Genomic DNA, 3,009 nt, shown 5'->3' with positions numbered 1-3,009 from the left:
CGCGGCCCAGCTCATCCACACGCACACGGCCAGCACGACGGCCGTGACGGCGTTCGGCGCCACCATCGACTGGCGCGTGCACGCGGGCGTCACGAGCGCATACGTGATGGACAGGTTCGTGAGCGCCAGCGTGGGCGCGAGCAGCAGTGCCGGCCAGTTTCCCATCGTCCCTCCCTAAAAACGTGCGCCCCAGTAGATGACCGCGTAGATCGGCAGCCAGCTGAGGACGACGAAATACCAGTAGCCCGCGTTTTCGCTGACGTCCACGAAGCGCTTGCCTTCGTGCGGCCCGGTGAACATCAGCACCGTCAGCACGAGCGAATCGTAGGCGTCCGTGATGAGGTGCGTCGTGTGCAGGCCGAGCAGCATCCACACGACGGAGCCGTAGGCATCGGTGTCCCAGCGCGTGTTCAGCGCGCCGAACTCGAACACGCGCACGGTGAGGAAGCCGACCGACACCAGCATGCACACGGTCAGCCACAGCCGCACGCCCGCGAGGTCGAGGCGCTCGGCCGCCTGTTTCGCCTTCTGGTTCGGCCACAGGCTCGCCAGCATGATCGCCGTGTTGACGGTCCCCCACAGCAGGTCGGGCGGGAAGCGGCTCATCGGCCACACGGTGGCGTGGCTGCGCAGGTAGAAGTAGGCCATGATCGTCAGCGCGAACACGGTGCTCTCGACGGCGACGAGGCCCATCGTGCCCCACCACATCGGGCTGCGCGTGCCGAACGCGAACGTCGGGAGGTTGGACACGTCGAGTGCCGCACCGCGCGGTACCGCCTCCTTGCCCGACTTGCGGTTCTCGATGGGCGCGCTCATGGTGCGGACTCCGAATGCACGCGCTGCTCGACGACGGCGCGCCTGGGCCAGAACCACAGCGTCGCACCGATCGCCACCGGCGCGGCGGCCCAGACGACGGCCCAGGGCGTATAGATGGAGCCGACGAACAGGATCGTCGTCGCCACCGCCGACAGGAACGGCCAGATCGACGACGACGGCATCCACAGGCGGTGGTCCGGCTCGGCGTCGGCCACGGTCGTGACGAGGACTTCGCGCCAGTCGTTCGACATGCCGCTGACGTGCGTCGGTTCGACCTGCGGCTGCCACAGCGGATAGCGCCCGTGCACCACGGGGATGACGTCGAAATTGCCCAACGGCGGCGGCGACGCCACGCTCCATTCCAGCGTGCCCGCGCCCCACGGGTCGGCGCCCGCCATCGCGCCATGTCGCAGCGTGCGCACGACGTTCACGAGGAACAGCAGCACGCTCACGCCGATCATCGCCGCACCGATGCTGGACACGAGGTTCAGGTCGCCCCATCCCATCTCGGCCGGATACGTGTACACGCGGCGCGGCATGCCCCACAGGCCGAGCAGGTGCATCGGGAAGAAGGACACGTTGAAGCCGATGAAGAACAGCCAGAAATTCCAGCGGCCCAGGCGTTCGCCCAGCATGCGTCCCGTGAACTTGGGGAACCAGAAATAGAACGCGCCGAACAGCGGGAAGACGGCGCCGCCCAGCAGCACGTAGTGCAGGTGCGCGACGACGAAGAAGCTGTCGTGCAGTTGCGTATCGAGCGGCACGGACGCCAGCATCAGTCCCGTCAGCCCGCCCATGACGAGGATGAAGAAGAACGCCAGCACGAACAGCAGCGGCGTCCTGACGTAAACCCGGCCGCTGCCCAGCGTGGCGATCCAGCAGAAGATCTGCACCGCGGTCGGCACGGCGATGACGAGGCTCGCCGCCGTGAAGAACGTCTTGCCCAGCTCCGGCAGGTTGGTCGCGAACATGTGGTGCACCCACAGGCCGAACGCGAGGAACGCGGTCGTCACGAGCGCCAGCACCATCGCCGGGTAGCCGACAACGGGCCGGCGCGAGAACGTCGCGACGATCGCGGAGATGAAGCCCAGCGGCGGAATGAAGATCAGGTACACCTCGGGATGGCCGAAGAACCAGAACAGGTGCTGCCAAAGCAGCGCATCGCCACCCTTCTCGGGATTGTAGAACTGCGTGTCGACGAGGCGGTCGGTGATCAGCGCGGTACTGGCCAGCATGACGGCCGGCAGTGCGAACAGCACCATGAACGACGTCACGAGCATGGCCCACACGTACAACGGCATGCGGTTCAGGCTCATGCCGGGGGCGCGCAGCTTGAGGATGGTCGCGATGATGACGATCGCCTCCATCAGGCCGGAGAGTTCCGTGAACGTGATCATCTGGGCCCAGAAGTCCACGCCCTTGCCGGGCGAATAGCGCAGGCTGGACAGCGGCACGTACGCGAACCAGCCGGCGTCCGGCCCGGCGCCCGCGAAGAAGGCGGCGTACAGCATGATGCCGCCCATGGTGAAGATCCAGTACGCGTAGGCGTTCAGGCGCGGGAACGCGAGGCTGCGCGCGCCGATCATGAGCGGCACGAGGTACGTGGCCACGGCCTGCATGACGGGGACGGCGAACAGGAACATCATCGTCGACCCGTGCATCGTGAAGAACTGGTTGTACATCGCCGGCGTGACGATGCCGGCGTTCGGCTGCGCCAGCTGCAGGCGGATCAGCAGCGCGAGCACGCCGCCCAGCAGGAAGAAGATCATGGTCGTGACCATGAAACGCTTGCTGATCGTCTTGTGGTTGATCGCGGCGAACCAGCCGTACAGGCCCGGCGGGTCGCGCCAGGTGCGTTCCAGCGCCGTGGCGGCGGCCGGGTCGGCCGGCGGAACGAAGCGTGGATCGGATACTTTCATCGGAGGGTCTCCAGGTAAGCCAGCAGGGCTTGCAGGTCGTCGGGGGGCAAGGTGTTGGCCGGCATGTTCACGCCCGGCTTGAGCGCCTGCGGATCGCTGATCCAGCCTGCGAGGTGGCCGCGGTTGTTGGGGAACATGCCGGCGCCGATGGTCCGGCGCGACGCGAGGTGCGTGAGGTCGGGTGCGATGCTTCCCTGCGCCCGCGTGCCCGCGATCGCGTGGCAGCGCGCGCAATTCGCGTTCAGGAACACGTCGCGGCCGCGGCGTGTTCCTG

The 3,009-nt window shown here is 67.1% G+C and carries 3 protein-coding genes; all 3 read right to left on the bottom strand.

The genetic code is table 11. The annotated features are described in order from the left end of the window. Positions 1 to 174: 174 nt before the first annotated feature. Entirely contained in the window at positions 175 to 816 is a 642-nt protein-coding gene (locus tag ACEN88_RS28075; RefSeq protein WP_413344941.1) for a cytochrome c oxidase subunit 3, read from the bottom strand. Continuing rightward, positions 813 to 2,735: a cytochrome c oxidase subunit I gene (ctaD, locus tag ACEN88_RS28070; RefSeq protein WP_413344939.1), complete on the bottom strand. Its 1,923-nt coding sequence runs from the start codon at positions 2,733 to 2,735 to the stop codon at positions 813 to 815. The genes ACEN88_RS28075 and ctaD overlap by 4 nt, the downstream gene beginning before the upstream one ends. After that, on the bottom strand, positions 2,732 to 3,009 hold a 278-nt coding region (locus ACEN88_RS28065), incomplete at its 5' end, for a c-type cytochrome (RefSeq protein ID WP_413344937.1). The genes ACEN88_RS28065 and ctaD, both read right to left, overlap by 4 nt.

It is taken from the genome of Massilia sp. CT11-108 (genome assembly GCF_047302915.1).
GTDB classification, from domain to species: domain Bacteria; phylum Pseudomonadota; class Gammaproteobacteria; order Burkholderiales; family Burkholderiaceae_D; genus Telluria; species Telluria orientalis.
The sequence above is the reverse complement of the archived record's forward strand: the minus strand, read 5'-3'. Positions and strand labels throughout refer to the sequence as shown.